This is a genomic window from Streptomyces monticola (assembly GCF_042665355.1).
GTDB classification, from domain to species: Bacteria; Actinomycetota; Actinomycetes; order Streptomycetales; family Streptomycetaceae; genus Streptomyces; species Streptomyces monticola.
In genome coordinates, this window is sequence record NZ_JBHTCF010000005.1 from 266,579 (window position 1) to 290,603 (window position 24,025).

General features: G+C 71.1%; 18 protein-coding genes. 7 read left to right on the forward strand and 11 right to left on the reverse strand.

Annotated elements, in window-relative coordinates; genetic code table 11:
- Positions 1 to 76: 76 nt before the first annotated feature.
- The 6 genes from ACFQVC_RS14845 to pepN (ACFQVC_RS14870) all read right to left on the reverse strand — a co-directional run bounded on the left by ACFQVC_RS14845 (position 77) and on the right by pepN (ACFQVC_RS14870) (position 7,294).
- Positions 77 to 1,495, reverse strand: coding sequence for a cytochrome P450 (locus ACFQVC_RS14845; RefSeq protein WP_381831055.1), 1,419 nt, complete (start codon positions 1,493 to 1,495; stop codon positions 77 to 79).
- Positions 1,489 to 2,130 (reverse strand): GTP-binding protein, encoded by a 642-nt coding sequence (locus tag ACFQVC_RS14850; protein WP_381830852.1) that lies wholly within the window; start codon positions 2,128 to 2,130, stop codon positions 1,489 to 1,491. The genes ACFQVC_RS14845 and ACFQVC_RS14850 overlap by 7 nt, the downstream gene beginning before the upstream one ends.
- Positions 2,111 to 2,482 carry a DUF742 domain-containing protein gene (locus ACFQVC_RS14855; protein ID WP_381830853.1) on the reverse strand — a complete coding sequence of 124 codons (372 nt, stop codon included), beginning with the start codon at positions 2,480 to 2,482 and terminating at the stop codon, positions 2,111 to 2,113. The genes ACFQVC_RS14850 and ACFQVC_RS14855 overlap by 20 nt, the downstream gene beginning before the upstream one ends.
- Positions 2,479 to 2,904: a roadblock/LC7 domain-containing protein gene (locus ACFQVC_RS14860; protein ID WP_381830854.1), complete on the reverse strand. Its 426-nt coding sequence runs from the start codon at positions 2,902 to 2,904 to the stop codon at positions 2,479 to 2,481. The genes ACFQVC_RS14855 and ACFQVC_RS14860 overlap by 4 nt, the downstream gene beginning before the upstream one ends.
- Positions 2,904 to 4,403, reverse strand: coding sequence for a sensor histidine kinase (locus ACFQVC_RS14865; RefSeq protein ID WP_381830855.1), 1,500 nt, complete (start codon positions 4,401 to 4,403; stop codon positions 2,904 to 2,906). Before ACFQVC_RS14865 ends, ACFQVC_RS14860 begins: the two co-directional genes overlap by 1 nt.
- Positions 4,404 to 4,726: 323 nt before the next feature.
- Entirely contained in the window at positions 4,727 to 7,294 is a 2,568-nt protein-coding gene (gene pepN, locus ACFQVC_RS14870) for an aminopeptidase N (RefSeq protein WP_381830856.1), read from the reverse strand.
- Positions 7,295 to 7,468: 174 nt separating this feature from the next.
- Between pepN (ACFQVC_RS14870) and ACFQVC_RS14875 the strand changes: the two genes are divergently transcribed.
- A complete protein-coding gene (locus ACFQVC_RS14875) occupies positions 7,469 to 8,263 on the forward strand; it encodes an ABC transporter ATP-binding protein (protein ID WP_381830857.1) in 795 nt (264 codons plus the stop codon).
- A gap of 106 nt (positions 8,264 to 8,369) precedes the next feature.
- Here the strand turns inward: ACFQVC_RS14875 and ACFQVC_RS14880 are convergent, their stop codons facing one another.
- On the reverse strand, positions 8,370 to 9,386 hold the full coding sequence (locus ACFQVC_RS14880; RefSeq protein ID WP_381830858.1) for an aspartate-semialdehyde dehydrogenase: 1,017 nt from the start codon (positions 9,384 to 9,386) through the stop codon (positions 8,370 to 8,372).
- Positions 9,387 to 9,565: 179 nt separating this feature from the next.
- Between ACFQVC_RS14880 and ACFQVC_RS14885 the strand changes: the two genes are divergently transcribed.
- Together ACFQVC_RS14885 and ACFQVC_RS14890 are read left to right on the forward strand one after the other, a co-directional pair.
- The gene (locus ACFQVC_RS14885; RefSeq protein ID WP_381830859.1) at positions 9,566 to 10,090 is read left to right on the forward strand and encodes a sigma-70 family RNA polymerase sigma factor; all 525 of its coding nucleotides are present in this window, start codon (positions 9,566 to 9,568) and stop codon (positions 10,088 to 10,090) included.
- A 1-nt stretch (position 10,091) separates the two neighbouring features.
- Entirely contained in the window at positions 10,092 to 10,844 is a 753-nt protein-coding gene (locus ACFQVC_RS14890; protein ID WP_381830860.1) for a hypothetical protein, read from the forward strand.
- 146 nt (positions 10,845 to 10,990) lie between these two features.
- Here ACFQVC_RS14890 and ACFQVC_RS14895 read toward each other — a convergent pair whose 3' ends face one another.
- Complete coding sequence (locus ACFQVC_RS14895; protein WP_381830861.1) at positions 10,991 to 14,272, reverse strand: S8 family serine peptidase; 3,282 nt, start codon at positions 14,270 to 14,272, stop codon at positions 10,991 to 10,993.
- A gap of 168 nt (positions 14,273 to 14,440) precedes the next feature.
- On the reverse strand, positions 14,441 to 15,001 hold the full coding sequence (locus tag ACFQVC_RS14900) for a CGNR zinc finger domain-containing protein (RefSeq protein WP_381830862.1): 561 nt from the start codon (positions 14,999 to 15,001) through the stop codon (positions 14,441 to 14,443).
- A 156-nt stretch (positions 15,002 to 15,157) separates the two neighbouring features.
- On the opposite strand from ACFQVC_RS14900, the gene ACFQVC_RS14905 reads away from it, so the two are divergent.
- From ACFQVC_RS14905 to ACFQVC_RS14915, 3 genes are all read left to right on the forward strand, one after another.
- Positions 15,158 to 15,613 carry an NUDIX hydrolase gene (locus ACFQVC_RS14905; RefSeq protein WP_381830863.1) on the forward strand — a complete coding sequence of 152 codons (456 nt, stop codon included), beginning with the start codon at positions 15,158 to 15,160 and terminating at the stop codon, positions 15,611 to 15,613.
- A gap of 250 nt (positions 15,614 to 15,863) precedes the next feature.
- A complete protein-coding gene (locus ACFQVC_RS14910) occupies positions 15,864 to 17,600 on the forward strand; it encodes a TIGR03767 family metallophosphoesterase (RefSeq protein WP_381830864.1) in 1,737 nt (578 codons plus the stop codon).
- A 99-nt stretch (positions 17,601 to 17,699) separates the two neighbouring features.
- Positions 17,700 to 18,848, forward strand: coding sequence for a serine hydrolase domain-containing protein (locus tag ACFQVC_RS14915; protein ID WP_381830865.1), 1,149 nt, complete (start codon positions 17,700 to 17,702; stop codon positions 18,846 to 18,848).
- Between the two features lie 96 nt (positions 18,849 to 18,944).
- Here the strand turns inward: ACFQVC_RS14915 and ACFQVC_RS14920 are convergent, their stop codons facing one another.
- Positions 18,945 to 20,027 (reverse strand): hypothetical protein, encoded by a 1,083-nt coding sequence (locus ACFQVC_RS14920; RefSeq protein ID WP_381830866.1) that lies wholly within the window; start codon positions 20,025 to 20,027, stop codon positions 18,945 to 18,947.
- 289 nt (positions 20,028 to 20,316) lie between these two features.
- Complete coding sequence (gene pepN, locus ACFQVC_RS14925; protein WP_381830867.1) at positions 20,317 to 22,908, reverse strand: aminopeptidase N; 2,592 nt, start codon at positions 22,906 to 22,908, stop codon at positions 20,317 to 20,319.
- Positions 22,909 to 23,064: 156 nt separating this feature from the next.
- Between pepN (ACFQVC_RS14925) and ACFQVC_RS14930 the strand changes: the two genes are divergently transcribed.
- Complete coding sequence (locus tag ACFQVC_RS14930) at positions 23,065 to 23,718, forward strand: mycothiol-dependent nitroreductase Rv2466c family protein (RefSeq protein ID WP_381830868.1); 654 nt, start codon at positions 23,065 to 23,067, stop codon at positions 23,716 to 23,718.
- Positions 23,719 to 24,025: the final 307 nt, after the last annotated feature.

Here is a 24,025-nt window from a genome sequence, read left to right on the forward strand (position 1 = left end):
GCGGTGCACACGCCGGGCCCCCACCACAGGCAACCTGCTTGCCGCCCGGACAGGCCTGCTTGCCGCCCGGACAGGCCTACTTGCCGAACAGCCGCGCCCACCAGGACACGCGCGGTGTGTCCGGTGCCGTCGGCTGCTGAGCCGCCGCCGTCGACTCCGCCGGCAGCGGGGCCGCAGTGTGCTGCGGCGTGGCCGTCGAGCCGGTGGTCTCCGTGCCGCGCGGCGTGAAGGTCACCGGGAGCGCCACCAGCTGATGCGACATCATCGAGGCACTGCGCGGCAACTCATGGTCGGGAACGGCCAGTTCGAGATCCGGCAGCCGGCCGAGCAGGGCGTCGATCCCGGTGTCGGCGATGGCCCGGCCGATGTCCTGGCCGGGGCACTCGTGCGGGCCGCCGCTGAAGGCCAGATGGGAGCGGTTGCCGTGGACGGGAGTGGAGAGATCGGGGCGGATCTCCGGGTCGACGTTGCCGGCCGCGAGGCCCAGCAGCAGTGCGTCCCCCTCCCTGATCTGCTGACCGCCGAGCTCGGTGTCGCCGGTGGCCCAGCGGCCCATGACCGTGGTGAGCGGCGGCTCGTCCCACAGCACCTGCTCCAGGGCGTCCGGCAGCGTCATATGGCCACCGGACAGGCTGGTACGGAAACGCCGGTCGGTGAGCACCATGCGCAGGGTGTTGGCGATGAGGTTGGCGGTCGTCTCATAGGCGGCGACGAGGACGAGACGTACGTGCTCGACGATCTCGTCGTCGCTCAGGTCCGACTCGTGCTCCAGGAGCCAGGACGTGAAGTCACGCCCCGGCTGCTCCCGCTTGCGGTCCACGAGCTGGCGCAGGGCCGTGGTGATGTACTCGTTGCTCTGCACCGCCGTCTCGGTGCCCTTGAGCATGTCGCGGGCGGCCTCGACGATCCGCGGACCGTATTCGTCGGGCATGCCGACGAGCTGGGTCATCACCAGCATCGGCAGCTGCTCGGCGAAGTCCTGGACCAGGTCGGCCCGGCCGCGCTCGCTGAACCGGTCGATCAACTGGTTGGCGAAGCGCGTGACATAGCGGCGCACTCCGCGCCGGTCGAAGCGCTCCAGGGACTCGGTCACCGCGCCCCGCAGCCGCTGGTGCTCGGCGCCGTCGACGAAGATGCAGCTCGGCTGCCAGGCGGCCACGGGGGCGAGCGGATGGTCGGCGGGGACCCGGCCGGCACGCCAGTCGCGCCAGCGCCGTGAGTCGCGGGAGAAACGGGACGGGGTGCGGGCCACATCGAGGTTCTCGCGATGGCCGAGCACCAGCCAGGCCGTCAGGTCGCCCGGCAGCAGCACGGGAGCCACGGAGCCGTGCTCGGCGCGCAGCTTCTCGTAGAGCCCGCGCTGATCGGCCTCCGCCTCCGGGCCGTAGAGCCTGCGCAACTCCGCGGGACCGAGCCCGTGTGCGGGGCAGCCCGGCGGCGGGGACGCCGGCTCGGGGGCGGCCGCCTGGCCGGGGTCGCTGTGAGTGCTCACGATGCCTCCGTCGTCAGGGCGAGAGTCTGCAGGTAGCGCATCAGCGTCATCAGGACGTCACGGCTCGAGGTGCGCAGGCGTGCGTCGCACTCCACGATCGGCACCGAATCCGGCAGGTCGAGCGCGGCCCGCAGCTCCTCCACGGGGTGACCCGGCGCGTCCGGGAAGGAGTTGACGGCGACGACGAACGGCACCGCGCGCTCCTCCAGGCGGCCGATGACGTCGAAGCTGACCTCGAGGCGGCGGGTGTCGACCAGGACCACCGCGCCGAGGGCGCCCTCGAACAGGCCGCGCCACAGGAACCAGAACCGCTCCTGGCCCGGAGTGCCGAAGAGATAGAGGACCAGCTCCTCGTTGATGCTGATCCGGCCGAAGTCCATGGCGACCGTGGTCGTGGACTTGCGTTCCACGCCCGCCGTGTCGTCGACGCCGACCCCGGCCTGGGTCATCGTCTCCTCGGTGGTCAGGGGCCTGATCTCGCTGACCGAGCCGACCAGGGTGGTCTTGCCGACCCCGAAGCCGCCGACGATCACTATCTTGACCGCGGCCGCCGCCGTGTCCGGCAGGGCGTCCTCGCTCCGCGGCCCCGCGGTCCCCGACGGCAGCCCGGGGCCCTGTTCAGAGCTTCTGAAGTCCATCGATCACTGCCTCAATCAACGCGATGTCGGGGAGTTTTGCGGGCGGTACCGGCGGGCGCGAGATCACCCGCCGGTCGTTGAGCAGATCGCCGACCAGCACCGTGACGACGCTGACCGGCAGGCTCAGATGGGCGGAGATCTCGGCGACGGAGAGCGGCCGGTGACAGAGGCTGACGATCGCCGCCTGCTCGGGCGGCATCCCGGGTCCGGGACCCGACTTGGCCACGATCAGGGTGACCAGGTCGAGCGTGGTCCGCGCCGACGAACCACTGCGCCCGCCGGTGATCACATAGAGCCGCTCAGGCCCCCCGTCGTCCCATGCGTCGTCCGGCCGTCGGTCTGACGGGCTCACCTGGCGGCCACACCGTCCTGCCGCGGCGGGCTGCTCAGGTGCTCACCGATCCGCAGGACGAGATCCCGCATCCGCTGGCCCATCAGACCGGCGTCCACGCCCTCGTCGGCCAGGACCGCGAGGAACGCGCCCTGGCCCGCGGCCATCAGATAGAAGAAGCCGCCGTCCATCTCGATCACGACGAGCCGCATCCGGCCCTCGCTCTGCGGGAGTTCGGCGGCGACCGCACCGGCCAGGGACTGCAGTCCCGCACAGGCCGCGGCGAGCCGGTCGGCGGAGTCGGTGTCGGCGCCGTGCTGGGCCATGCGCAGGCCGTCGGCGGAGAGCACCACGATCTGCCGGGTCTGCGGGACGCCCTCGGCGAGATCCTTGAGCATCCAGTCCATGTTGGCCGCCTGACCAGACTGTCCCTGCTGCTGCATCACTGCTCGTTCCCCTTGCTGGTCGACGCCGACGAGGCGTCGCTGTGGTGTGCGGTCTCACCGGCGAGGCCGCTCTGGAAGGCGGCCAGCCACATGCCCGGCTGGACCTGGCCCGCGTCTTCCTGCTCCGGCGCGGCCTGCTCGGGGGCGGGCGCGGGCTGCGGAGCGGGGGCCTTACGGCGACGCTGCGGCAGTCCGTTCGGGGTGCGTTCGGTGACCACGGGGGCGTCCTCGTCCGGAAGTCCTTGGGCGGAGCCGGCCGGCGCGGCCGGGCCCGGGGCCGTCACCTCGGGTGCGGGGACGCCCGCCGCGAGACCGTTCGCCGCCGGCGCGGCCCCGGCGGGCGCGTTCGCCGTCCCCCCGGTCACCGGCGCGGGCCCCGTGACCGGCCGTTCGGTGCGCTGCGCGGGCACCGTCACGGCGGTGCGCGGCCCCGACGAGGAGCCGATGCCGTGGGCGAGCCCGGTCGCCTTCGCCACGGTCGTGATCAGGTCCTGCGGTACGACGAGCACGGCGCGCACACCGCCGTACGCCGATGGGCGGAGCGACACCTGGAAGCCGTAGGCCTGGGCGAGCCGGCCGACCACGGCGAGGCCGAGCCGGGGGGTCTCGCCGAGGTCGTTGACGTCGATGCCCTCCTGGGCCTGCTGCAGCATCCGCTCGGCGCGCCTGCGGGCCTCCTCGCTCATCGAGACGCCGCCGTCCTCGATCTCGATGGCGATGCCCGACTGCACGTCCACGGCGGTCAGATGGACCTTGGTCTGCGGCGGCGAGTAGCGGGTCGCGTTGTCGAGGAGCTCGGCGAGCGCGTGGATCAGCGGCTCGACGGCGGTGCCGACGACGGCGATCTCTGAGACCGAGTGCAGTTCGACGCGCTGGTAGTCGATGATCCGCGACATGGCGCCGCGCATCACGGAGTAGAGCGGCACGGCCCGCGACCACTGACGGCCGGGACGCGCGCCACCGAGGACGGCGATGGAGTCGGCGAGCCGGCCGATCAGGGCGGTGCCGTGGTCGATCCGCAGAAGATCGCCGAAGACATCCGGGGCCTGCCCGTGCCGGTCCTCCATCTCCCGCAGTTCCTGGGCCTGTTGGTGCACGATCGCCTGCACGCGGCGGGCGATGTTCACAAAGGCCCGCTGCGCCGAGTCGCGCAGGTCCTCCTCGGCGGTGACCGCGTCCACGACGGAGCGCAGCACCTTGAGGTGGGCCTCGGGCGCGTGCAGCGAGGCGAGTACGTCCTCGGGGAACTCGCCCTTGCGCAGCCGCGCGACGACATCGGGCAGCAGCGCGTCGGCGAGGCGCACCGTCTCCGCCTCCTGCCGCTGAAGGGCGTTCTGCCGTTCGGCGGCCGCGGCGCGCAGCTCGGCTATCAGGCGCCCGCGGCGGGCGGCCTCCGCACAGGCGGCGCCGACACCGAACACCGCGACGACCCCGATGAGGAGGACCGCGATCCGTGTGCCGCCACCGGCCAGGAGCGTGGCCACCGCGGTGGCCATGGCGGTGCCTGCGGGGGGCAACACCCACAGCGGGAAAGGGGACTTGGGACTTCCAGGGGATGCCCCCGCGCGAACCCTCTGCACTGCGCCACTCCCGACGTACCGAAGATCACCAGACGGTTCGGTAGCGTAACGCCTTCGTGTGAAGCTGGATGACACAGGGTCAGCCTGTTGGCGCGATCTGTATGCCGCGTGATAGCGCAACGCGACGGGCCCGGCACCATGGGGTGCCGGGCCCGTCGGACGGCGACTTGTTCAGCGGGTGAAGGTCGCCGGATCAGGTCGCCACCGGCGAACGGCCCGGACCGCCGCCGGTCAGCGGCTCAGGCCGCCGCCGCGTCCGCTGCCTGCGCCTTCAGGGCGCGCTCCACACCGGCGCGCGACTCCGAAATCAGCCTGCGCAGGGCCGCGTTGGGCTCCTCGACGGCGAGCCAGGCGTCCGTCGTGTCCAGGGTGGCCTGCGCCACCTGGAGCGAGGGATAGAGGCCGACCGCGATCTGCTGGGCCATCTCGTGCGAGCGGGATTCCCACACGTTCTTCACCGCGGCGAAATACTTCTCCGTGTACGGCGCGAGGAGTTCACGCTGATCGGTCTGGACAAAGCCCGCGATCACCGCTTCCTGCACGGCGTTGGGGAGCTTGTCGGACTCCACGACCGACGCCCAGGCCTCCGCCTTCGCCTCCTTGGTGGGCCGGGCCGCACGGGCGGTGGCCGCGTACCGCTCGCCCGCCGCCGTCCTGTCCCGCTCGTACTCGGCGGCGATCTCCTTCTCGCCGGCCCGTCCCGTCGCGGCGAGCCGCTGCAGGAACGCCCAGCGCAGCTCGGTGTCGACGGCCAGGCCCTCGATCGTCTCGGTGCCGTCCAACAGGCCGCCCAGAAGGTCGAGTTGCTCGGGCGTACGGGCCGCGGCGGCGAAGGCGCGGGCCCAGGCGAGCTGGTGGTCGCTGCCCGGCTCGGCGCCCTTGAGGTGCTGAAGGGCGGCCTCGGTCCAGCGGGCGAGACCGCTCTCGCGCCAGTCAGGGGCGGAGTACAGCTCGAGGGCCAGCTTGGCCTGGCGGTGCAGCGACTGCACGACGCCGATGTCCGACTCCTTGCCGATGCCGGACAGGACGAGCGAGAGATAGTCGCGGGTGGCCAGCTCGCCGTCGCGGGTCATGTCCCAGGCGGAGGCCCAGGACAGGGCGCGCGGCAGGGACTCGGTGAAGTCGCCGAGGTGCTCGGTGACGACCTTCAGGGACTCCTCGTCCAGGCGGACCTTGGCGTACGACAGGTCGTCGTCGTTGAGCAGGATGACGGCCGGGCGCTGCTTGCCCACCAGGTCGGGCACGTCGGTGAGTTCACCGTCGACGTCCAGCTCGATGCGCTCGGTGCGCACCAGCTTGCCGCCCTGCTGTTCGTACAGGCCGATGGCGATGCGGTGCGGGCGCAGTGTCGGCTCGCCCTTGGCGCCTGCGGGCAGCGCGGGCGCCTCCTGCTGGACGGCGAAGGCCGTGACGACACCGGAAGCATCGGTCTCGATCTTCGGCCGCAGGATGTTGATTCCGGCCGTCTGCAGCCACTTCTTCGACCAGGTCTTCAGGTCGCGGCCGCTGGTCTCCTCAAGGGCCCCGAGAAGGTCGGAGAGCCGGGTGTTGCCGTATGCGTGCGCCTTGAAATAGGCCTGCACGCCGCGGAAGAACTCGTCCATGCCCACATAGGCGACGAGCTGCTTGAGAACGCTCGCGCCCTTGGCGTACGTGATGCCGTCGAAGTTCACGAGAACGTCATCGAGGTCATTGATTTCAGCCATGATCGGGTGCGTCGACGGCAGCTGGTCCTGCCGGTACGCCCAGGTCTTCATGGAGTTGGCGAACGTCGTCCACGAGTGCGGCCAGCGCGAGCCGGGAGCGTAGGCCTGGCAGGCGATGGAGGTGTAGGTGGCGAACGACTCGTTGAGCCACAGGTCGTTCCACCACTCCATGGTCACGAGGTCGCCGAACCACATGTGGGCAAGCTCGTGCAGGATGGTCTCGGCCCGCACCTCGTAGGCCGCGTCGGTCACCTTGGAGCGGAAGACGTACTGGTCGCGGATCGTCACCGCGCCCGCGTTCTCCATCGCGCCCGCGTTGAACTCCGGCACGAAGAGCTGGTCGTACTTCGCGAAGGGGTAGGCGTAGTCGAACTTCTCCTGGAACCACTCGAAGCCCTGCCGCGTGACATCGAAGATCGCGTCCGCGTCGAGGTACTCGGCGAGCGAGGGCCGGCAGTAGATGCCGAGCGGCACGCTCTGCCCGTCCTTGTCGTACGAGGAGTGCACCGAGTGGTACGGGCCGACGATCAGGGCCGTGATGTACGTGGAGATCCGCGGCGTCGGCTCGAAGGCCCACACGTTGTCCCGCGGCTCCGGCGTCGGCGAGTTGGAGATGACGGTCCAGCCCTCGGGCGCCTTCACGGTGAACCGGAAGGTGGCCTTCAGGTCCGGCTGCTCGAAGGAGGCGAAGACGCGGCGGGCGTCCGGCACCTCGAACTGCGTGTAGAGATACGCCTGGTCGTCCACCGGGTCGACGAAGCGGTGCAGGCCCTCACCGGTGTTCGTGTACGCGCAGTCCGCGACGACCGTCAGTTCGTTGCGCCCCGACTGCAGGCCCGCGAGCGCGATCCGCGAGTCCGCGAACACGGCGGCGGGGTCGAGGGACTCGCCGTTCAAGGTGATCTCGTGCACCGTCGGCGCCACCAGATCGATGAAGCTCTCGGCACCCGCCTCGGCGCTGTCGAAACGCACCGTGGTCACCGAGCGGTAGGTGCCGCCCTGCTGTGCACCGCTGAGATCCAGATCGATCTCGTACGCGTCCACGGTCAGCAGGCGCGCCCGCTCCTGCGCCTCTTCGCGGGTGAGATTTGTGCCAGGCACGCGGTCATCTCCTCGGGGAAAACTCGGGATGGGACTTTCCGGCAATCCTTGCATGTCGGCCGGTAAAGGCACGGGCCTCATTGTCCGCGCCAAGGGCCGGCACTAGCATCCGCGAGCGGTGCTCGAGGCCTGCCGTTGTCCGAGGGGCCCGGGGGACGCGACAGGGGACGCGACATGCTGGAGATCAAGGGCCTCGGCCATACCTACGACGACGGGCACCGGGCCGTCGACGGTATCGACCTGGAGGTCGCACAGGGCGAACTCGTCTCGCTCGTCGGCCCGTCCGGCTGCGGCAAGTCGACGCTCCTGCGCTGTGTCGCCGGCCTGCTCACGCCGACCGAGGGCGCGGTCGTCATCGGCGGCCGCGCGGTGGAGCGGGTCCCCGACGAGCTCGCCGTCGTCTTCCAGGACTACACCCGCTCCCTGTTCCCCTGGCTGTCCGTACGCGACAACGTGGCGCTGCCGCTGCGCCGCCGCGGCCTTCGCCGGGCCCAGCGGCGCGCGGCGGCGGAGGAGGCGCTCGGGCAGGTGGGGCTCGCGGCGGCGGCCCGCAGATATCCGTGGCAGCTGTCCGGCGGGATGCAGCAACGCGCCGCCATCGCAAGGGCGTTGGCGTACCGCCCGGCGCTCCTCCTGATGGACGAGCCGTTCGGCTCGGTCGACGCGCAGACCCGCGAGGACCTGGAGGATCTGCTGCTCGGGGTGCGCGGCACGGGCGCCGAGGGGGACAAGGAGGACAGGGGCGGGGGCGGTGACGGGGGCGGGATGACGATTCTGCTCGTCACGCACGACATCGACGAGAGCGTGTACGTGGGCGACCGCGTCGTCGTCCTCACCGGCGCCCCCGGCCGCGTCCACAGCGACCTGCGGGTCGGCCTCCCCGCACCCCGCGACCAGATCGCCACCCGGGAACTGCCCGCGTTCGTGTCCCTGCGCGCGGAGGTGGGGCGGGCGGTGCGGCGCGGCTGAGCCGTGCAGCCGAAGGGACGGCCATCAGCCGAAGGAGCGGTCATACAGCCGGAGGGGCGGCCACCGGGAATGGTGGCCGCCCCTCAGGGCGTGTGCGTACCCGGCGTCAGCCCTTCAGCTCCGCCGCCACCAGCTCCGCGATCTGCACGGCGTTCAGCGCCGCGCCCTTGCGGAGGTTGTCGTTGGAGAGGAACAGGGAGAGGCCGTTCTCGGCCGTCTCGTCGTTCCGGATACGGCCGACGTACGAGGCGTCCTTGCCGGCGGCCTGCAGCGGGGTCGGCACGTCGGAGAGCTCGACACCCTCGGCCGCGGCCAGCAGCTCAGTGGCGCGCTCGGGGCTGATCGGACGCTCGAAGCGGGCGTTGACCTGCAGCGAGTGGCCCGAGAACACCGGGACGCGGACACAGGTGCCGGAGACCTTGAGCTCGGGGATCTCCAGGATCTTGCGGGACTCGTTGCGGAGCTTCTGCTCCTCGTCGGTCTCGTTCAGGCCGTCGTCGACGATGGCGCCCGCCATCGGCAGGACGTTGTACGCGATCGGCGCGACGTACTTGTTCGGCGCGGGGAACTCCGCGGCCGAGCCGTCATGGGTGAGCTTAGGGGCGTCCTCGCCGACCTTCTTGACCTGCTCGAAGAGCTCGTCGACCCCGGCGAGACCGGAACCGGACACGGCCTGGTAGGTGGCGACGACCAGGGCGGTGAGCCCGGCCTCCTTGTGCAGCGGCTTCAGGACCGGCATCGCGGCCATCGTCGTGCAGTTCGGGTTGGCGATGATGCCCTTGGGGCGGTCCTTGATCGCGTGCGGGTTCACCTCGGACACGACGAGGGGAACCTCGGGGTGGCGGCGCCAGGCCGAGGAGTTGTCGATCACCACGGGGCCCTGGGCGGCGACCTTCTCGGCGAGCGCCTTGGAGGTGGCGCCACCGGCCGAGAACAGCACGATGTCCAGGCCTGTGTAGTCGGCGGTGGAGGCGTCCTCCACCGTCACGCCGTCGAGGACCGAACCGGCCGAGCGGGCCGAGGCGAACAGGCGCAGCTCGTCGACCGGGAAGTTCCGCTCGACGAGGATCTTGCGCATGACCGTGCCGACCTGACCGGTGGCTCCGACGATTCCGACCTTCACAGGGTTCCTCCGCGTATCCGTGCATGCGTCATCCGTGCATGCCCTTGGTTCCATCATGCGTCTGTCCAGGCTCGCCTTGTCCAATCCATTGTCCGGGGTGCAAGACGCCACACCGGAGGCGAACGTTTCGGGGCCGCCCCGCGTCGTAGGGGAAACGCACCGCGGCGAAGGGTGGGGGAGTGCTGCGCAGAAGACCGCGCCGGAGTGAGGAACGGGAGGACCCCCTGGGCCCTGCCCAGGAGGACCGGGTGCGTGCCGTCCTCGCGCTCGGCGGTGTGCCGCAGGCCGATCTGCAGGACGGTGTGCAGCAGGTACGCCTCAAGCTTCTGGAGCGGGCCGCCGACGGCCATGAGTCCCCGCGTGATGTCTCCGCCTGGGCCGCGGTCGTCGCTTCCAACCTGGCCATGGACTGGCACCGGGCCCGGCGCCGTCAGGAGCGGCTCGGCGAACGGCTCGCGGCGCTGCGTCAGGAGCCCGCGGCCGGCTCGGCGGAGGAGGCCAAGGTGCTCTCGCTCGCCGTGGCACAGGGCCTCGACGACCTGACGGACACCCAGCGCCAGATCATCGTCCTGCGCTTCTACGCGGATCTCCCGGTCCGTGGCATCGCGGACGAGCTGGGCATACCGGAGGGCACGGTCAAGAGCAGGCTGCACACGGCGGTACGGGCGCTGCGCGTGCGGCTGCACAAGGACGAGGTGGTGTGACGTGGCCCCCATGGATCCGCTGATGGCGGCGCTCACGGACGAGGAGCCGCCGCAGGAGCTGCGCGACGACGCCGAGTACCGGGCCGCTGTGACGGATGTCGCACTGTTGCGCGCGGAGCTGCAGAGCCTGGGCGACACCCTCGGCCGGGCCCCGCAGCCCCGCCCCGAACCGGCGGCGAGCCCCCGCGGCCTCCGCGGCCCCCGCGGCCTCCGTAGCTCCCGTAGTTCCCGCGGACGGCGTCCCGGCGCCCTGCTCGCCCTCGCCGCCGCATGCGCCGCCGCCCTGCTCGGCGGTGTGATGTGGCTGGGGGCGGTGAACGGCGTCGGCGGCGCGGTCAGCGGGGACGACCGGAGCGCCGGGGCAGAGAAGCAGGAGGCGGCGTCCACGTCGGCCGAGGGCACCGTGGCCTGCGCCCGGCTCATCGTGGAGGGCACCGTCGCGGCGGTGGAGTCACTGCCGGGGGCCGCCGGGGAACGGATCACGCTCGATGTCATCCGCTCCTACAAACCGGCCGACGGCGAGCCCCGGGTCACCTTCGTGACGGAGGCGGAGTCCTTCCCGCGCCTGCGCACCGGCGACCGGGTGCTGATCATCGTCCCGAAGGGGCAGGCGCGGCCGAGCCATGTGGCCACAGGCGAGGACGTGACCCGTGACCGGGCGTGGATCGAGCGGGCGCTGCCCGGCGCGCGCGGACTCACCTGCGACCGGGGCTCGGGCGATCAGGGCCCGGGTGATCAGGGATCGGAGGGCTGAGCAGCCGCCCTGCCCGGAATATCCTGCCTGCCCGACGGCGGGGGCCCAGGGCAGCCGAGCCCTGGACCCCCGCGCGCTTTACGGCACTACCTTCTTTACGGCACTACCTTCTTTACGGCACTGCCTTCTTTACGGCACTGCCCTCTTTACGGCACTACCTTCTCGATCCGCACGCTGCCCGAACCGGCAACCGTGCCACGGGCGTTCAGCACCCGCACCTCCCCGAAGAACTGCCGTCCCTCGGGCGCGGCAGCGGCGGCGACGACCTCGGCACCGATCTGTGCGCTCGCGCCGTTGGCCAGCTGCACCGGCTTGGTCTCGTCGACCTTGACCTGGCCGAGCGAGGGCGCGAAGTACACGTCGAGGTAGTCGTAGGCGGTGGACCCGGCCGGGACCGAGTAGCCGTCGACGACGATCGTGTACGTACCGGCGGCGGGCTTGGTGAGGCTGACCGCCTCCTCCGAGTCGCCGTCAGCGGCCTGTCCGACGACCTTGCCGTCCTTGAGGACCGTCAGATCCAGGTCGGCGGCCTTGTCGGCGGTGTTGCCGATGGCGACGTCCAGCTTCTCGGCGCCCTCGGGCACCACCACGGTGGTCTCCTGCGACGCGTGGTGCTGGATCGTGGGCCGGGCCGACTTGGAGGACCCGAGCGAGCCGCCCTTCAGCTTGCCGTCGACGGCGGCGTGGTCATTGGTGACCTTCCACGCGACCGGCGCGGGGGTGCCGACCTTGGCCTCGGGCACGGTCTGCACGGCCGGGTCGAAGGCCACGCCGAGCACGGAGACATCCAGCTTGTACGGGTTGTCGAGCAGCGGCGACGTCCGCCGCGACTCCACCTCGACCTCCCACACGCCGGGCTGCGGGTTCGCGTACGAGCGCAGGTCGGGGCGGCAGGTGTTGGCCGGGTTGGGGTAGTTCGGGTAGCAGTTGACCGTCGAGGTCGGGTCGACGGGGACGCCGTAGGGGTGCAGCGCGATGAACCGCGTCTGGCTGCCCTCCTTCAGGCCGCCGAGGGCGACTTCGAGGGTCTTGGCTCCCTTGGGCACGGTGATGAAGTACGACGTGGTGCTGTTGCGCTGCACCTCGGCGCTCTTGCTGAAGGTGTACGAGGGCTTCGCCAGGTCGTTCGCGACGACCACGGTCGCCATCACCTTCTTGTCGACGCCCTCGGTGCGCGGGTCGTCCACGTCGAGGATCGCGCTGTGCACCCCGGCGGTGCGGGGCTTCGCGTCGACCTTCACGGTCACCGGCTTGTTCAGGGGCAGCGTGACGTAGCCCTTGCCCGGCAGCGAGAACGTGCCGTCGTTCCGGACGATGTCCAGCTCGTGGCGCAGCGCGCGGTCGGGGCCGCTGGTGCGGGTGAGCGTGACGTCGTAGGTCTTCTTCCGTCCGGCCTTGAGCCCGCCCTCGCGGTCGTAGATCCCGGTGCCGGGCTTCTTCAGCTCCTGCTCGAGTGCCGTGTCGACCGGGGCCTTCACGCCGTAGTCGTGGGCGGTGGCGCCGTCCCTGAGCGACTCCCAGGCGTCCACGACGTCGATGAGGCCCGCGCCCTCCTGGTGCGGTTGGAACCCGCGGATGTGGTGCGCGGTCGAGGACAGCGCGGTCCGCAGGTCCTTCGGGTCGATCTCCGCGCCGCGCTGCTTGGCGGCCGAGATCAGCAGCGCCGAGGCGCCCGCGGCCTGCGGCGAGGCCATCGAGGTGCCCTGCAGCATCGAGTAGCCGGCGGGCAGCTGGTAGCCGGCCTCGGCGACCGGGGAGCCCGGCAGCCAGGTCTGCGTGGTGTTGATCGCGGCGCCGGGCGCCGCGATGGTCGGGGTGAACCCGCCGTCCTCACGCGGGCCGCGCGAGGAGAACGGCAGCATCGCGTACGGCTTCTCCACGACCGAGCCGTAGTTGGCGGCCCAGGTCTCCTTGGAGATGGAGGCGCCGACGGAGATCACCTTGTCGGCGAGCGACGGGTCGCCGATGGTGTTGGTGCCGGGGCCGCTGTTGCCCGCGGAGATCACCAGCTGCACGCCGTAGGTGTCGATCAGCCGGTTGTAGAGCTCGGCGCGGGCGTTGTTGCCGTCGTTGAGCGCCGGGAGCCCGCCGATGGACATGTTGACGATGTCGACACCGCGCTTGGTGACGAGGTCGATCATGCCTTCGGTGAGCGCGACGTTGGTGCAGCCGCCGCCCCAGGAGCAGGCCCGCGAGGAGACCAGCTTGGCGCCGGGCGCCGCGCCGTTCATCCTGCCGCCGAACAGCGAGTTGGCGGCGGTGATGCCCGCGACGTGGGTGCCGTGCTCGGACTCGATGATGCCGATGTTGACGTAGTCGGCCTTGTTCCCGGCCGCGTCGTAGACGACGTCCTTGCGGATCTCGACGACGAACGGCACCTGCTCGACGACCTCGGTCTCCGGCTTGTCCTTGCCGAAGTAGCCGGTCTGGAAGCCGTTCTTGTACGGCTTCATCGGCTCGTCGTTCGTGAAGTCCGCGTCGTCGTTCAGGTCGACGCGTACGGTGCCCGCGGCCGCGTCGTAGAGCACTCCCCACTTGTCGGTGGTGTCGCCGTCCCGGTTCAGGTCGCCGTTCGCGTCACCGCCGGTGGAGGCCGACTCGCGGAACCAGTTGATCTGGTACGAGCCCGCGGGAGCGGTCCAGGTGCGGCCGTCGAAGGTGAACGTGGGCCCGGCGGCCGGGGTGTTCATCCGCCGCCAGGTCGCGTCCCCGTCGATCACCGGGTCGGTGGCGGTCACCCAGTCGACGATCTTGCGCTCGCCGGTGGTGGTCTTCTGCAGCGAGGGGTGGGCGAGGTCGACCCCGGAGTCCAGGACGCCGATCGTGACGCCGCGGCCGTCGGCCTTGGGATGCTGCTTCACGAAGTCGACGGCGCCGGTCTCGAAGGACGGGTTGTACGGGTTCTTCGCCGGGGTGTCCTTGCCGGGGGCGGGGTAACCCGCGCCCTGCGCCGCGGCCTCGGCGCCCTCGGCGCGGTCGGCGGCGGGTGTCGGATCGTCCAGCTTGATCTCGTGCCGCAGGTCGATGCCGTGCACGGAGGAGAGCGCGGCCGCGTCCTCGATCGCGGCGTCGGCGCGCTTGGTCGGCACGGTGGCGCGCACATAGCCGAGCTTGTCGTACGCCTTGCCGACCGCGCCGCCCGCGACGGCGTCGAGCTGCCTGGCCACCTGCTCGGTGGCGCCGGGTGCGGTGGCGACCATCATCGTGACGTTCTTGTCGCCGTCCGCCTTGGCGTCGGCGAGGAGCTCGGCGTCTGCCGAACCGAGCTTGTCCCCGGGGGACTTGTCCGCTTTGGCGGTGAGGCCCGTCCCGGGCGCCGGGTCGTCGGCGGAGAAGGCGGGCATGGGCGCGGCCGCGGACAGCGCGGCCGCCAGACCGGCGGCCAAGGCTATTCGGGCCGCGCGTCTCGCACCTGGTCTGGAGGTCATCTGCATCCCTGTACGTGAAGAGATGGTCCGCAATTTGGGACCGGATGACCGCATAGCTTTACGCAAGTGGCACGCGTTTGGGGAGAGTTCGCCAAAAAGTGACCATAATCCGGTGCGAAACCGGTCGGGCGGTCGGGAACAGGCGCGGCCAGTCGGGGCCGGGCGCGGTCAGTCGGTGCGGGTCCGCGCGTAGTGCCGGGAGGCCTTGGCCCGGTTTCCGCACAGCGCCATGGAGCACCAGCGCCGCGTCCCGTTCCGTGACGTATCGAAGAAGTGGAGGGTGCACGCTTCGTGCGCGCAGGCGCGGATCCGGTCCGGCGCCTTCGTCAGGAGCGTCAGATAGTCACGGGCCGCGAGCCAGCCGGGGCCCCACGCCGGATCCGTGAACTCCGGGCGCTCGCCCGGTCCTTCGGCGTCGAGCACGGCACGGATCCGCCCGTGGTCGAGCACGGCGTCGAGCCGCCGCAGAGCCTCGGGACCGGCCGGGTCGCCGACGACGGACCCCAGCGCGTCGCGGGCGGCCAGCGCGTGCCGCAGCGTCGCGGCGTCGGCGGCGAACGGGCGGTGGCCGGGTCCGTCGAGGCCGTTGGCGCTGAGCCAGACCGCGAGCCCGTCCGTGTCCGTCAGCAGGTCCCGGGTCCGCCCGTCCTGCACCCAGCGGGTGTTGAGCAGGTCGAGGGAGAGCGGCTCGCCGGTCAGCGGGCGCGGATCGATCGCGGCGGCGGACATCTGCGGCTCCTTTCAGTACTAACCGGTCAAGGGTACGTCACCGGTTGGCGCGCGCCCTGTCCGCGATGAGTCCGGTCACGGCGGCCTCTCGCCTCCCCCTCGAACGGGGCGGTGCTATCCGGTGTATTGGCGCTGACGCCGGTCTAACGTCTGGGTGTGCACAAAGAGCTCCGGGTGGCGGCCTACGCCGTGTGCGTACAAAGCGGACGGCTTCTGCTCGCCCGCTGGGTGGCGGGGGACGGCAGCAAGCGATGGACGCTGCCCGGGGGCGGCATGGAGCACGGTGAGGACCCGTACGACACGGTGGTGCGGGAGGCCGAGGAGGAGACGGGGTACGCCGTCGAGCCGGTCAGGCTCCTCGGCGTGGACTCCATCCGTCGCCGCTACCCGCGCAAGCTCGGCACGTTCGCCGACTTCCACGGGCTGCGCCTGGTGTACGAGGGCGAGGTCACCGGCGGCGCCCTGCGCCACGAGGAGTCGGGCTCCACGGACATGGCGGCCTGGCACGACCTGGACGCGGTGTCCGAGCTGCCCCGCGTGGGCCTGGTCGACGTGGGCCTCGAACTGTGGCGCGCCCGCCCGGCGGTGGGGCGGGTCGCGGCGGCGGAGTGAACTCCCGGGCTCCGGCGGCGAAGTGGGTGCCCTACCCCGGCAGATGAACACAACGTGACGGTCTCCTCTCGGCAAGAGGAGCGCCCCATGACGGGCACACCGCTGCCAAGATCCACGTACCACGATCGGCTCACCCCGTTGCGGCGGCGTTAACGCACAGGCCACCCCCGGTGCCAACGATCCAGGGGAGACGGGAGTCCGCACCTCCCCGTCGGACCGCCGAAGCGCACGCACCCGGGGAGACCGCGCCATGCCGCGCATACGCTCAGTCGCCGCCAGCCTCGACCGCCGCTCCTTCCTCGCCGCCGCCGGTGCCGTCTCGGCCTCCACCGGCATCGGACTCGCACTCGGCCTCAGCGGCGGTGAGGCGAACGCCGCCCGTCCAGCCGCCGCCACCAGGCTGCATTCGCGCAAGGCGCCCGCCGCGCCCCTCGCCCCGTACAAGAACGGCACGACGCTCGGCACCGTCGCCACCCCGCGCGGCCACGGCGGCTACCGGCGCCTCGGTGACGGCCCCGCATGGCCCCGCGTCGTACGCCCCGAGATCGCCGCGCCCAAGGGTGGCCGGGACGAGCGGCGTACCGCGCTCGCCGCCTTCGTACAGTTCACGGACCTGCACATCGTCGATGTGCAGCACCCGCTCCGCTACGAGTATCTGCGGGCCCAGACCGCGAGCGCCTGGCGGCCGCAGGAGACGCTGTCCGTGGCCGGGGCGGTCGCCCTCGTCGAGCGGGTGAACGCCCTCAGGGGCGCACCCGCCACCGGCGCCCCGCTGAGCTTCGTGATGACGACGGGCGACAACACCGACAACAACTCGCGCGCCGAACTCGACTGGTTCCTGCGGACGATGAGCGGCGGCTCCATCACCCCGAACACCGGTGACCCGCGCCGCTACGAGGGCGTGCAGAACAGCGGCCTCAAGCAGTTCTGGCACCCGGAGGACCGCGATCTGCGGGACTCCGACAAGCAGGCGGGCTTCCCGGCCGTCGACGGTTTCCTCGACGCCGCGATCCGCCAGGTCCGCAGTCCGGGTCTCGATCTCCCCTGGTACTCCACGGTCGGCAACCACGACTCCCTGCCCGGCGGCTGCTATGCCTCGGGCGACAGCTGGTTCCATGACTTCGCGGTCGGCGGCAAGAAGCTGATGTCGCTGCCCGACGCGCAGGGCGCCGCCTTCTGGAAGGCGGTCAAGAAGGGCCTCGACCCCAAGGGCAAGGAGTTCAGGGAGCTGATGCGCAGCGAGGCCAAGCGGCTTCGTTCCATCACCCCGGACGCCTCCCGCGCACCCTTCACGCCCACCGAGTACGTCCAGGCCCACCTGGACCCGTCGTACGCGGGTCCCGGTCCGGTCGGCCACGGCTATACGCAGGCCAACCTCGCGGCGGGCACGCAGTACTACGCGTTCCGTATCTCCGACGACGTGGTCGGGGTCAGCCTGGACACCACGGACCCGGCGGGCCACTACGAAGGCTCGCTCGGCACGGCCCAGTTCGACTGGCTGAAGCGGACACTGAAGGCGGCCGAGGAGGACGGCCGGTACGTCGTCGTCTTCAGCCACCACACCAGCGCCAGCATGCGCAATCTGCGCCCCGACCCGCAGCGCCCGCGCGAGGCCCGGCACGGCGGCGACGAGGTGGTCGCGCTGCTCAAGCGGCACCGCGGTGTCCTCGCCTGGATCAACGGCCACAGCCACCGCAACAAGATCACCCCGCGGGGCTCCTTCTGGGAGATCACCACCGCATCGCACATCGACTTCCCGCAGCTCGCCCGGGTCGTGGAGCTGGTCGACAACCACGACGGCACCTTCTCCGTCTTCACCACCCTCATCGAGTCGGCCGCCGGGCACCGCACGGATTTCGCCGATCTCTCGCAGCCCGGACTCGCCGCCCTCTACCGGGAGCTGGCCTTCAACGCCCCGGGCCGCAAGCCGGATCTGGGCGGCGAGAACGACGACCGCAACACCGAACTGGTCCTCCAGAAGGGCTGATTACCGCTCAACCCCACGCATCCCGTCAACCGTCACAGCCGCCCCGTGAGTCCTGCCCGTCGACAAAGCAGACGAGCTGGACGAGGGGAAGGAACACCCATGGCAGTACGTACGGTGCGGACCGGTCTGGTGGGTCTCGTGGCCACGGCGGCGCTGACCGCCACGGCCTTCACGGTGCCCGCCCAGGCCGACTCCGGCAGGGGGCACCAGGCGACCCAGGAGGCCATGGACGCCGCCGTGAAGGGCGGGGTGCCGGGCGTGGCGGGGCAGGCGAAGGACAAGCACGGCACGTGGAAGGGAACGTCGGGCGTCGGCAACCTCAAGACGGGCAAGCCGCGCAGCGCCCACGACCGCTTCCGGGTCGGCTCCATCACCAAGACCTTCGTGGCGACGGTGCTGCTGCAGCTGCAGGCCGAGGGACGGATCGACCTCGACGACACGGTGGAGGAGTGGCTGCCGGGCGTCGTCCACGGAAACGGCCACGACGGCGGGAAGATCACCGTCCGCCAGCTCCTCAATCACACCAGCGGCATCTACAACTACACCGACGACCCGGAGTTCCAGGAGACCTTCTTCGGCAAGGAGTTCCTGGAGCACCGCTACGACACCTTCGAGCCCGGCGAGCTGGTGGACATAGCCCTCGGCCACAAGCCCACCTTCGAGCCGGGCAAGGGCTGGAGCTACTCCAACACCAACTACATCCTGGCCGGCATGGTGATCGAGAAGGTCACCGGCACCCCGTACGGCGAGGAGGTCGAGGAGCGGGTCATCGAGCCGCTCGGTCTGCACGCCACCAGCGTCCCCGGCACGGACGCCGGAGTGCCGAAGCCGAGCAGCCGGGCCTACTCGAAGCTGTCGCAGGAGGCCACGGGCAAGACCTATGACGTCACCGAGCTGAACCCGTCGGGCGCGGGCGCGGCGGGCGAGATGATCTCGTCGCCGGGTGATCTGAACCGCTTCTACTCGGCGCTGCTGCGCGGAAAGCTGCTGCCCGCACAGGAGTTGAAGGAGATGAAGACGACGATCCCGGTCGGCGACGAGGCGCCCCAGGCGAGCTATGGCCTCGGCCTGATGAAGTCCGGGCTGCCCTGCGGCGGCGAGGTCTGGGGCCACGGCGGCGGCATCCACGGCTCCCTCTCCCAGGCGGTCACCTCGCCCGACGGCGGCCACGTGCTGGCGTTCAACTTCAACGGCGACTGGGCCGGGGGCAGCGAGGCGGTCGTGGAGGCGGAGTACTGCCCCAAGTAGCACACGGCGTACTGCCCCAAGTAGCCCACGGCTGACGGAGGAAGGCGCGGGACCCGCCGTCCGGGCCCCGCGCCTTCGCTTCCGTACCCCCGTGCTCTAACGCGGCAGCACCACCACATAGGCGGCCGGGTCCCGGTCCGACGACGCCATCAGGGCGGTGCGGACGACGGCCGCCTGCTGCTCCACCGACTCGCGCAGCTTCTTCGGCGTGATGTGTACGACGGTGATACCGAGGCGCTCCAAGTGCTCGCGCTTGCGGGCGTATTCGGACCACAGGGCATCCTCGTCCTGACGTGGGGCACGGGTGTCGAGCTCGACGGCGACGGCCTGGTCGGGCCAGTAGGCGTCGACGCCGCCCAGGTGCGGGCCGCCGGGCAGCCGCAGGTCGATGTTCCACAGCGGATCGGGCAGACCGTGCTCGCGCACCATCTCGTAGAGCCGGTCCTCGGCGATGGCCCGCCCTTCGGCGAGCAGCGAGTCCACGGCGTCGACGACATGCGGCCGGTTCAGGAGCCGGGCCGCGTTCAACTCCTTGACGATGGCGGCGGGTTCGCAGTGGCCGCCGCGTACCGCCTCGGTGAGCAGCCGGCGTACGGCACCCGCGTCGGCGAGCTGCGCGACGGCGTCCGCGAGCGCCCTCGGCACGGGCGCCACGGGCACCCCGGTGACCTGCTGCGACTGCGGCAGCGACGGGCTCCTGAGGACCCGGGCGCAGCCGGTGGACTTCAGCCGCCGGGTGCGCGGTACGAGCACGTCGATCCGGTCCAGGGAGAGCAGCGGGGGAGCGGAGGAGAACCGGTGCAGGGCGAGCGCCGCGAGCCCCGTGATCATCGCGTCCCCGCCGGGGAGCTGGGACTCCGCCGAGCGCCGGGCGGGCGGCAGCGACGCGGCGGCGGCCGAGGCCTCCGACTGCTGCGGTACGCCACCGGGGGCGGCGCCCGGAGGCCGGTTGGCGTAGAGCAGCACGGCGTGCAGCCGCTCCTCGCTGGTCGGCGGGCCGGGGTGCAGCAGGAAGACGCCCGGCAGGATCTGCTGCCACGGCCCGCCCGGGCGGCACTGGGCGGTGGTCTCGGCGGCGGAGATCCCGTGCGAGCGCAGCTGCGCGGCGGTCAGGACCCGGCGCTGGGCGTCCGAGAGGTGACGGAGGGGGCGGGGGGAGACCGGGGTGTTGTGGTTCATGCCTCGGGGTTTCCCGCAGCCCGCGGGCTTCCTAACCGCTGTTACACGCTCGTCGACAAATACGGACAAGCTCGCACTAAAGCCCTCCGGGGGTTATGCCGAAAAGTCCAGGTCCCCTGGGGGGTTACGGCCATCGGCCGCCCGGCTCGTCACAAGTTCGTCCCCGGAGGGGCTGACAGATCAGCCCCTCCGGCAAGACTCAGCCCCTCCGGCGTTTGAGATGGGGGTCCCCCTGCTCGAGCGAAGTCGAGAGCTTGGGGGAGGGGTCCGGGGCGGAGCCCCGAGACGTTCAGCCCGCAGCCGCGTCACAAGCCTGACCCCGCAGGGTCCGGGCGAGGTCGTCGCGAGCCTCGATCACCAGGCGGCGCAGCGCGGGGGGCGCCGAGGCGTGGGACGAGAGCCACGCGTCCGTGGCCGCCAGCGTCTCCGGGGAGTCGAGGAGCGCGGGGAACATCCCCCGCACCACATGCATCCCGATCTGGATCGACCGCTCCTCCCAGACCCGCTCGATCACCTCGAAGTACCGCGCCGCGTACGGCGCGAGCAACTCCCGCTGCGAGGGCTGCGCGAAGCCCGCGATCGTCGCCTCGACCAGCGCGTTGGACAGCGCGTCCGACTCCACGACCTGCGCCCACGCCTGCGCCTTGACCTCCGCCGAGGGGCGTGCGGCCAGACACCGCACCTGGTGCCGCTTGCCGGACGCGGTGTCGTCGCGGGCGAGCTCGGCGGCGAGGACGGACGCGTCCGCCCGCCCGTGCGAGGCCAGCGGTTCGAGGAAGGACCAGCGCAGCTCCTGGTCGACCTCGAGACCGTCGATCTTCGCGGGGCTCTCCAGCTGGCCCAACAGCCCCTGCAGCAGCTGCAGATCGGCGTCCGACGATGCCACCGAGGCGAAGAACCGCGCCCACGTCAGCTGGTGCTGGCTGCCCGGCTCGGCGAGCCGCAGCTCGCGAAGGGCGCCCTCGGAGACAAGGCGTGCGCCCTCCTCGCGCCACTCGGGTGCCGCGTAGTGCGTCAGGGCCGAGCGCGCCCAGGTGTGCAGCATCTGCAGGACCCCGATGTCCGACTCGCGCCCGGCGAACCGCAGCACCAGGCCGACGAAGTCACGCGCGGGCATCAGCGCGTCCCGGGTGAGGTTCCAAAGGGCGGTCCAGCACAGCGCGCGCGCCAGCGGGTCCGTGAGGGATCCGAGGTGGTCCCGCAGGGTGTCGAGGGAGCCCTCGTCGAAGCGGATCTTGCAGTACGTCAGGTCGTCGTCGTTGACGAGGATCAGCTCGGGCCGCTGCTCGCCCGCGAGCTCGGCGATGACCGTACGGGGCCCGGCGACATCCGCCTCGGCGCGCGCGTACCGCACCAGATCGCCATCGGCCTCGCGCCGGTACAGGCCCACGGCCACGCGGTGCGGCCGCAGTTCGGGGTGCGTCTCGGCCGCCTCCTGGAGGACGGCGAGCTCGGTGATCCGGCCCTCGGCGTCGTAAGTGGCCGCGGGGGTGAGCGAGTTGACCCCGGCCGTCTGCAGCCAGGCACGCGCCCACTCGCCCATGTCGCGCCCGGACGTCTCCTCCAGGACGGACAGGAGGTCGCCCAGCTCCGTGTTCCCGTAGGCGTTCCGCTTGAAGTAGCGCCGGGCGCCCTCCAGGAACGCGTCCTGCCCGACGTATGCGACGAGCTGCTTCAGGACGCTCGCGCCCTTGGCGTAGGTGATGCCGTCGAAGTTGAGCTTGGCGTCCTCCAGGTCACGGATGTCGGCCGTGATCGGGTGGGTGGACGGCAGCTGGTCGGCCCGGTAGGCCCAGGACTTGCGGTTGTTGGCGAAGGTGATCCAGCCGTTGGTGAAGCGGGTCGCGTTGACCATCGAGAAGGAGCCCATGAAGTCCGCGAAGGACTCCTTCAGCCACAGGTCGTCCCACCACTGCATGGTGACCAGGTCGCCGAACCACATGTGCGCCATCTCGTGCAGGATGACGTTGGCCCGCCGCTCGTACGAGGCCTGCGTGACCTTGCCGCGGAAGATGAACTCCTCGCGGAAGGTGACACAGCCGGGGTTCTCCATGGCGCCGAGGTTGTACTCGGGCACGAAGGCCTGGTCGTACTTGCCGAAGGGGTACGGGTAGTCGAAGTGGTCGTGGAAGAAGTCCAGGCCCTGCTTCGTCACCAGGAACACGTCGTCGGCGTCGAAGTACGGGGCGAGCCCCTTGCGGCACATCGCGCCCAGCGGGACGGTCAGCCGCGTACCGTCGTCGAAGGTGCGCTCGTAGGTGTCCGTGACGTAGTGGTAAGGACCGGCCACGAACGCCGTGATGTACGTCGAGATCGGCTTGGTCTCCGCGAACCGCCAGACCCCGTCGTGCAGTTCACCCGCGCCGTTGGACCACACCGTCCAGCCCTCGGGCGCCGTGACCTCCATGCGGAAGGGCGCCTTGAGGTCGGGCTGCTCGAAGTTGGCGAAGACGCGCCGGGAGTCGGCCGGTTCGTACTGCGTGTAGAGATAGACCTCGCCGTCCTCCGGGTCGACGAAGCGGTGCATGCCCTCGCCGGTGCGGCTGTAGGCGCACCGGGCGTCGACCACCAGCTCGTTGTCCGCGCGCAGGTCCTCCAGCTGGATGCGCGAGCCGTCGAAGACCTCGGAGGGGTCGAGGTCCGTGCCGTTGAGCGAGAGGGCCGTCACGGACGGCGCGATCAGATCCGCGAAGGAGGCCGCGCCCGGCTCGTTGCAGCGGAAGCGGATCGTGGTCACCGAGCGGAACGTACGCGGCTCGGCGTCACCGTCGGCGGGGGCGCCGACTGCGGAGCGCAGGTCGAGCGCCACCTCGTACCCGTCGACGGACAGCAGGGCGGCCCGCTCGCGGGCCTCGTCGCGGGACAGGTTCTCACCGGGCACGGGCACTCCTTCGTGACGCGTTCGAATTGCCTACGATCCTCCCATGAGGCCCCGACCAGGAGCATCCGGGAATGCCCTCGCCGCGTCAGGTGTTGCCGCGCACTAGGTGCGACCGAATTCACGAATGTCCACGATCTGAGCTGTGCGAGGAGAGACATGACCGCCAAGGCGTCGAATGACAAGGTCATCGCCGACTTCTGGTTCGACCCGCTGTGCCCCTGGGCCTGGATGACTTCGCGGTGGATGCTCGAAGTCGAGAAGGTCCGCCCGGTGGAGGTCCGCTGGCACGTGATGAGCCTCGCCGTACTCAACGAGGACAAGCTGGACGAGCTGCCCGAGCAGTACCGGGAGGCCATGGAGCAGGCCTGGGGTCCGGTGCGCGTGGTGATCGCCGCACAGCAGCTGCACGGCGACGAGGTCGTCGGCAAGCTCTACACCGCGCTCGGCACCCGCTTCCACAACCGTGGCGAGGGCGCCACCCGCGAGGCCGTCGCGGCCGCCCTCAAGGACGTCGGTCTGCCCGAGTCGCTGCTCGAGTACATGGACTCCGACCGTTACGACAAGGAACTGCGCGCCTCCCACAAGGAGGGCATCGACAAGGTCGGCCAGGAGGTCGGCACCCCGGTGATCGCGGTGCCCGGCGCGGACGGCGAGCAGATCGCCTTCTTCGGCCCCGTCGTCACCCCCGCCCCGCAGGGCGAGGCGGCCGCCAGGCTCTGGGACGGCACCCTGCTCGTGGCCGGCACCCCGGGCTTCTACGAGATCAAGCGCACCCGCACGGCAGGCCCGGACTTCTCGAACCTGGCCTGAGACGAAGTCCGGTGCAGTTCCCCGCGCCCCAAAGGGGCGCGGGGCTGTGTCGATATGCGGCTCCGCCGCGGGGCGCGCCCGGCCACGACGCACCCGCAGGTGCTCACGACGCACGACGCACCCGCAGGTGCATACGACGCACGACGCACCCGCAGGTGCTCACGACGCACGACGCACCCGCAGGTGCTCACGACGCACGACGCACCCGCAGGTGCTCACGACGCACCCGCAGGTGCATACGACGCACGACGCACCCGCAGGTGCATACGACGCACGACGCACCCGCAGGTGCTCACGACGCACGACG